This window comes from Alicyclobacillus suci, from assembly GCF_017329615.1.
GTDB lineage: Bacteria > Bacillota > Bacilli > Alicyclobacillales > Alicyclobacillaceae > Alicyclobacillus > Alicyclobacillus suci.
Map to the genome: position 1 here is coordinate 87,378 of NZ_JAFMTW010000014.1, position 6,143 is coordinate 93,520.

4 protein-coding genes are annotated in these 6,143 nt (G+C 50.0%); 1 reads left to right on the plus strand and 3 read right to left on the minus strand.

What is annotated here, in order from left to right; all coding sequences use genetic code 11:
* Positions 1 to 126 precede the first annotated feature (126 nt).
* Positions 127 to 1,944, plus strand: a complete 1,818-nt coding sequence (locus J3482_RS09480) for a M3 family oligoendopeptidase (protein WP_146822245.1) — start codon at positions 127 to 129, stop codon at positions 1,942 to 1,944.
* A gap of 152 nt (positions 1,945 to 2,096) precedes the next feature.
* Here J3482_RS09480 and J3482_RS09485 read toward each other — a convergent pair whose 3' ends face one another.
* The 3 genes from J3482_RS09485 to J3482_RS09495 all read right to left on the minus strand — a co-directional run bounded on the left by J3482_RS09485 (position 2,097) and on the right by J3482_RS09495 (position 5,473).
* A complete protein-coding gene (locus tag J3482_RS09485) occupies positions 2,097 to 2,801 on the minus strand; it encodes a GntR family transcriptional regulator (protein ID WP_146822244.1) in 705 nt (234 codons plus the stop codon).
* Positions 2,802 to 3,027: 226 nt separating this feature from the next.
* Entirely contained in the window at positions 3,028 to 3,807 is a 780-nt protein-coding gene (locus tag J3482_RS09490) for an enoyl-CoA hydratase (RefSeq protein WP_206922318.1), read from the minus strand.
* A gap of 43 nt (positions 3,808 to 3,850) precedes the next feature.
* On the minus strand, positions 3,851 to 5,473 hold the full coding sequence (locus J3482_RS09495; protein ID WP_146822242.1) for a long-chain-fatty-acid--CoA ligase: 1,623 nt from the start codon (positions 5,471 to 5,473) through the stop codon (positions 3,851 to 3,853).
* Positions 5,474 to 6,143 lie beyond the last annotated feature (670 nt).

Sequence of the window (6,143 nt, forward strand, 5' to 3'; positions counted from 1 at the left end):
CCCATGCCATCCTCTCTAGTGTATTTGACCTACAGCAAAAATGCATAGAATAATGTCCAATCCGCCCTCAAGATACGGTGCCCGCCACTTTTGCAACGTTGTTATAATGACTGTGGAGGGGATATCATGACCGATGCACATCTACATCAAACCTGGGATTTAGACAGCATTTTCCCAGGTGGAAGTGCCTCCGCGGCGTTTTTGCAACACCTTGATGCCCTGGCGGAAGATATCACGTCATTTGCTGCGATGACGTCGAAATCCACCGGACAGAATCCATCAGCGCTGGCGCAGGCGATATTGACGATGCAAGACATTGCCGCAAAAATCCGCGAGGCTGGAGCGTTTGTTTCCTGCCTCAACGCACAAAATGTAAAGGATGCCGCAGCGAAACGCTTGGGTGGTCACCTCAATCAACTGCGTGCAAAATTCAACCAAACCCTCACACAATTAGACGCACGCTTGATAAACTTACCGGACGAACAATTCAATCAGTTACTAGAATCCCCACAAGTAAAACCGCTGACATTCGTCATCCGAGAACGCAAACGCCGCGCCATCGACAAGATGCCCGCAGATAAAGAGGCTTTGGCGGCGACGCTGTCCGTCGATGGCTACACCGCGTGGAGCGACCTCTACGATACCATCATCGGTCGCATGCAGATTTCGTTTCACGATGGAAAAAAAACACACCTCCTGTCAGTAGGGCAGGCGAGCAATCGTTTAAAAATGGCCAATCGACCTTTGCGCGAAAGCCTGTTCCAACAATGGGAAGAATCATTTGCGGAACAATCCGAACTATTCGCCAGCATTCTCAATCACCTGGCCGGGTTTCGCCTGAACCTGTACGAGGCACGCGGATGGAACTCCGTTCTCAAAGAGCCCTTAGATATCAACCGCATGTCACACGCGACACTGGATGCGATGTGGGGTGTGATTTCCGACAATAAGGCGCCGTTTGTAGACTTTCTCAAAGCCAAAGCGAAACTGCTCGGCGTCGAACGACCTACCTGGTCAGACGTAGAAGCGCCCATTGGCACCACACATAAGCTATACACCTACGAAGAGGCCCGCGACTTCATCGTTCACCATTTTCATAAGTTCAGCCCCAACTTAGCCGAATTCGCCAACATGTGTTTTGAAAAGCGCTGGATTGAGGCAGAAGACCGCCCCGGCAAGCGGCCAGGTGGTTTCTGCACGAGTTTTCCGGTAAGTGCCCAGACGCGCATCTTCGTGACGTTCTCCGGCACGCCGTCAAACGTTGCCACGCTAGCCCACGAACTCGGACACGCATATCACCAGCAAGTCATGCGTGGGATGCCACAACTACTCACGAATTACGCAATGAATGTCGCCGAAACGGCATCCACATTCGCCGAAATGATTGTCTCCGACGCGTCTGTTAGAGAAGCTACCAATCCAACCGAGCAACTCTCCTTACTGGAGGATAAAGTCGGTCGGAGCATCGCCATGTTCATGAACATTCACGCGCGTTTTCTCTTCGAGACGAGATTTTATGAAGCGCGTAAACGAGGCCTGCTTGACGCAGAAGATTTGAATCGCTTGATGCAAGAAGCGCAAACCGAAGCGTTTGGCGGTGCCTTGGCGAGCTACCATCCACACTTCTGGGCGTCAAAACTCCACTTCTACATTACAGGCACGCCATTCTACAACTTTCCGTACACGTTCGGCTACCTATTCAGCACAGGTATCTATGCGCGCGCACAAGAGGAAGGTCCAACATTTGCCGATAAGTATGTAAAACTTTTGCGCGACACTGGCTCCATGCAAGTCGAGGATTTGGCGAAAAAACATCTCGGTGTAGATCTCACGCGCCCTGATTTCTGGCAAAGTGCAGTCGATATCGCTACAGCCGACGCTCGCAAATTTATCGAGTTAGCGAACCAGGGTACACACGAGGGAACGCAAGAATACCGCTCATAGCAACATTGGGGCTACGAAAACGACATGCCAACACAATCGAAAGTCCCGGAGACCTCGGTGCTCCGGGACGATTGCGAAAGTAAGACGAGCACGACTGAGCGTGAGCACATGTCCCGAAGCCACCTATCACTCGTTTACGAAAGGAATATACATCATTCTGTAAAGTAAGACGGGTATTTGTTCTTGACCACCTGAATATCATCCGTCAAACGGGAAAGATGGTTGCGCAGCGTGGTGGTTGCTTTCATTTCGTCCCCCGCATCAATCGCGGATAATAACACTTCGTGTTCTGCAATGAGGGAGCGAATGTTTGCAAGTTCCTGTAAGGATAAGACGCGAACTCGGTTCAAATGTCCTCGCATCTGAGAGACAATCGCAATGAGTGTCTCATTGCCGCTAGCCGCCAACAACAACCGGTGAAATTGTTCGTCCGCCTGCAAAAATTGGACAGCGTCGTTCTGCTCCGCAGCGCTTAACTGCATATCCAAGTTGTTGCGCAATTCCCGCCGCAACAGCTGATAATCGCGCTGTTCTGCATCCCAATGGCGTATTACCGTCTGCAGTGCACTAATCTCCAAACTTTCACGGACAAAACGCGTCTCTTCAACCTTTTTGTCGGATATCAAGGCAATTTTCATGCCTCGCTGCGGCAGAACCTCAATCAGCCCTTCGACCAGCAATGTATGAACGGCCTCGCGTATCGGCGTTCGGCTCATATTCAACATCTTCGCAAAGTCAGACTCGTAAATGGTCTGCCCAGGCTTGAGACGAACTGTCAAAATATCCTCGCGAATGGATTCATACGCCTGTTCGCCTAAGGTTTTCTTTCCCTCATTGAGGTTAAAACTACCAATCATGCACAGGCCTCCATCGCAAAGTGTTCTCAATTGCCGTTCACCGATAGTGCCACGCGTCCACACGCGATTCGCACACGACGGCAATCTATATATTCATTGTAGTGTATACTTGTATGCTTTGGTCAAGTCAAAATCGCGAAAACATCAAATTCACCTATCCCAATCAGCTCTTTCTTTACAATGAATTCCAGAACAAAATTCTCGATAGGTGATCAGCTGCAATTCATCAGCGATGTTGAAATACGGGTTTTCGATGTTGAAGAAACGCGTTGACCCCTTCCCGTACGTCTTCCGTATGAAGCACCTCAACAAACAAATCTGCCTCGTGCTCAATCGCCCGTTCAAGCGGCATCTCCATTCCCTGGTCGACTGCACGCTTGATTCTGGTCAATGACTGTCTCGAATGCCGAGCGATGTTCGCCGCCATCTCCCGTGCAGCCATCAATCCCGCCCCAGTTGCAACCACTTGATTGACGAGGCCGATGCGCTCCGCCACGGCCGCCGCAACTGGCTCCCCGGTAAACATCATCTCCTTGGCCTTCGCTTCCCCGACGAGCCTCGATAGTCGCTGCGTGCCACCACCCCCCGGAAAGAGGCCCAATTTCACTTCTGGCAGTCCTATCTGTGCATGTTCCTCAGCGATACGGATGTCAAATGCCAACGCCAACTCAAGCCCTCCGCCTAAAGTCGCTCCATCAAGAACTACAATCGTAGGCTTCGAAAAATCTTCAATGTGCATCATGACCCGGTGAATTTGCATCACCTCGGCACGCAAATTCGACTGTTCCATGAGGCGCGGAAACGCCTTGACGTCGACGCCCGCGATAAACGCTCGATTCCCGGCCGTCGTAAGAATAACGACGACTACATCATCGTCATTGTCGAGCACTTGAAACGTTTCATCTAACTGCAAAAAAATATCGCGAGTCAACACATTGAGAGGTGGGTGGTCTATCACCACAACCGCTACACCATTTTCTTTCGTATAGCGAACTTCGTTTGCCATGCTGTTGTCTCCTCTCGTGTTGAAAATCTGCAACCCCAGCAACTTACGCCTGTTTTTCCTCACGCAACATCCGACGAACAATCTTCCCGACTGCACTCTTCGGCAACTCGTTACGCAGTTCAAAATGTTTTGGGACCTTATATGCAGCTAAATTCTTCTTGCAATACTGCGCAAGTTCTTCAATGGTCAATGTGCTTTCCGGCTTTGGCACGATATACGCATGAACCGTTTCCCCTCGATAATCGTCCGCTACGCCGACGACCACAGCCTCCAATACATCCGGATGTCCATACAACACTTCCTCAATTTCACGAGGATAAATATTGTAACCGCTTGCAATGATGAGATCTTTTTTCCTGTCGACGATGTACGCGTACCCGTCCTCATCCATCGTGGCGATGTCCCCCGTATAAAACCATCCGTCCCGCAACGCGCGCGTGGTTTCCTCGGGCATGTTCCAATACCCCTTCATCACTTGCGGACCACGCACAATCATTTCTCCAGGTTCGCCTACTGCCACTTCTCGCGTTCCAGTCTCAATATCGACAATTTTGAATTCTGTGGATGGGAAAGGCAATCCGATACTCCCAGGTTTTCGCTTAGCAAAGGAAGGGTTGCAATGCGTGACGGGCGATGTCTCAGACAAGCCATAACCTTCCAGTATTTGCGCACCCATCTTCTGTTCAAATTGGCGCAACAATTCCACAGGCATCGGCGCTCCGCCACAATTACACATTTTCAGCGATGTAGCCTTGTTACCTGCTTCCAGGATGTGTTGATTCAAGGCGATATACATCGTCGGAACACCCGGAAATGTCGTCACGTGTTCACGCTCAATCGTCTCCAGAACTTCTGCGGGGTGAAACCGCGGGAGCATAATCAACGTCGAGCCTAAATACAGCCCCAAGTTCATACAAGAAGTCATGCCGAACACATGAAAGAGCGGCAACACTGCAAGACAGCGTTCCTTCCCAGGTACCAAATCCTGTTTAAAGAACTCGGCACTTTGCACCACGTTCGCGACCAAATTTCGATGCGTGAGCATCGCACCTTTCGGCAGCCCTGTCGTGCCACCCGTATATTGCAGAATCGCGACATCGTTTGCGGGGTCTACCTGAACAGGGGTAAACGACCTTGCGTTGCCTTCTGTGAGGAACTTTTCAAACGTTTGGTCTGGGGCAAAATTCGTTTCGCCTGTATTTTGATTACCTGTTTGTAAGGAAACGACGATTACATGCCGGAGAGCCGTGCGGCCTTGAATCGATTTGACACGCGCATACAGTGCATCCAATACGACAATGGTGGTTGCGCCCGAGTCCTGAAGAAGATATTCCATCTCGCGTTCCACCGACATGGGGTTAATTTGCGTCACAATTCCCCCAGCCGCAAGTACCCCATAATACGCAATGACATAATGTGGGCAATTAGGTAACATCACGGCCACTCGGTCGCCCTTGACAACGCCGCGTTGCTGCAAACTCGAACCGAAAGCGGCAACAGCCTGCTGCAAGCGAAGATAGGTCGTTTTCACGCCATAGAACGAGATGGCATCTTGCGCACCGAATCGATGCACCGTTTCGTTCAACATCTCCGGAAGTGACCAGTCAGGAATTTCGATGTCCTTCTTGATCTGGGATGGATAGTGCTCCCACGCAGGGTGATTCATCTTCATCCCCCCAATTCTTAAAGTTAAAACCGCCGTGTCCACCATCATCAAACTTAGAGGAAGCGTTTTCAAAACGACATATGCATGCTAGGTTACACCCAATACCGAAAGTGCTGTAGCAAATCGGTGTACGCTGCGCTACGCCCAGCATAACCCTTCCCTACCTAATGGTCGGTTGAATCCCTGTTTTGAATTATATACCTATATTCTGAAAAATGACAGTAGGTAAAGCGCGCGCCGCAGGTGTTCTTCTCTGCAACTGTATGGCAAATCGCGGGCGTAAATACCCAAAAAGCATTGAATCAGCCAGTATCCCGAAAGACGACGAAGAAGGTGCACGACTGCTAACAAGAGTCTGTCTGTGCAATATCCCGTGGGACGCAGGTTGCGGTTTCAATTCGGGAAACAGAAAACAAAACATACATTATCTATATATTTTCCATCATTCTGGTGACATTCGGGTACAAAAATGTCCTATCCACTGAAAACTGCCCAGCGCAGATTAGATGTCTTATCGCCACCAGTTGACAGGCAAATTTCTTATTAAGACATCCTTGGTTATAAATTGTACGAGCGTTTTGCAGATTTATAAGGCCTTGTAGGACAAGGGGTGTGAAGACATGAAAAAGGACTTCACCCCAACCTTCGAGAAGATTTCAAGTGACCAAAC

Excerpts from the sequence above, each read along its gene's own strand:
- J3482_RS09480 (WP_146822245.1), top strand. The coding sequence starts at position 127 with ATGACCGATGCACATCTACATCAAACCTGGGATTTAGACAGCATTTTC.
- J3482_RS09485 (WP_146822244.1), bottom strand. The coding sequence starts at position 2,801 with ATGATTGGTAGTTTTAACCTCAATGAGGGAAAGAAAACCTTAGGCGAA.
- J3482_RS09490 (WP_206922318.1), bottom strand. The coding sequence starts at position 3,807 with ATGGCAAACGAAGTTCGCTATACGAAAGAAAATGGTGTAGCGGTTGTG.
- J3482_RS09495 (WP_146822242.1), bottom strand. The coding sequence starts at position 5,473 with ATGAATCACCCTGCGTGGGAGCACTATCCATCCCAGATCAAGAAGGAC.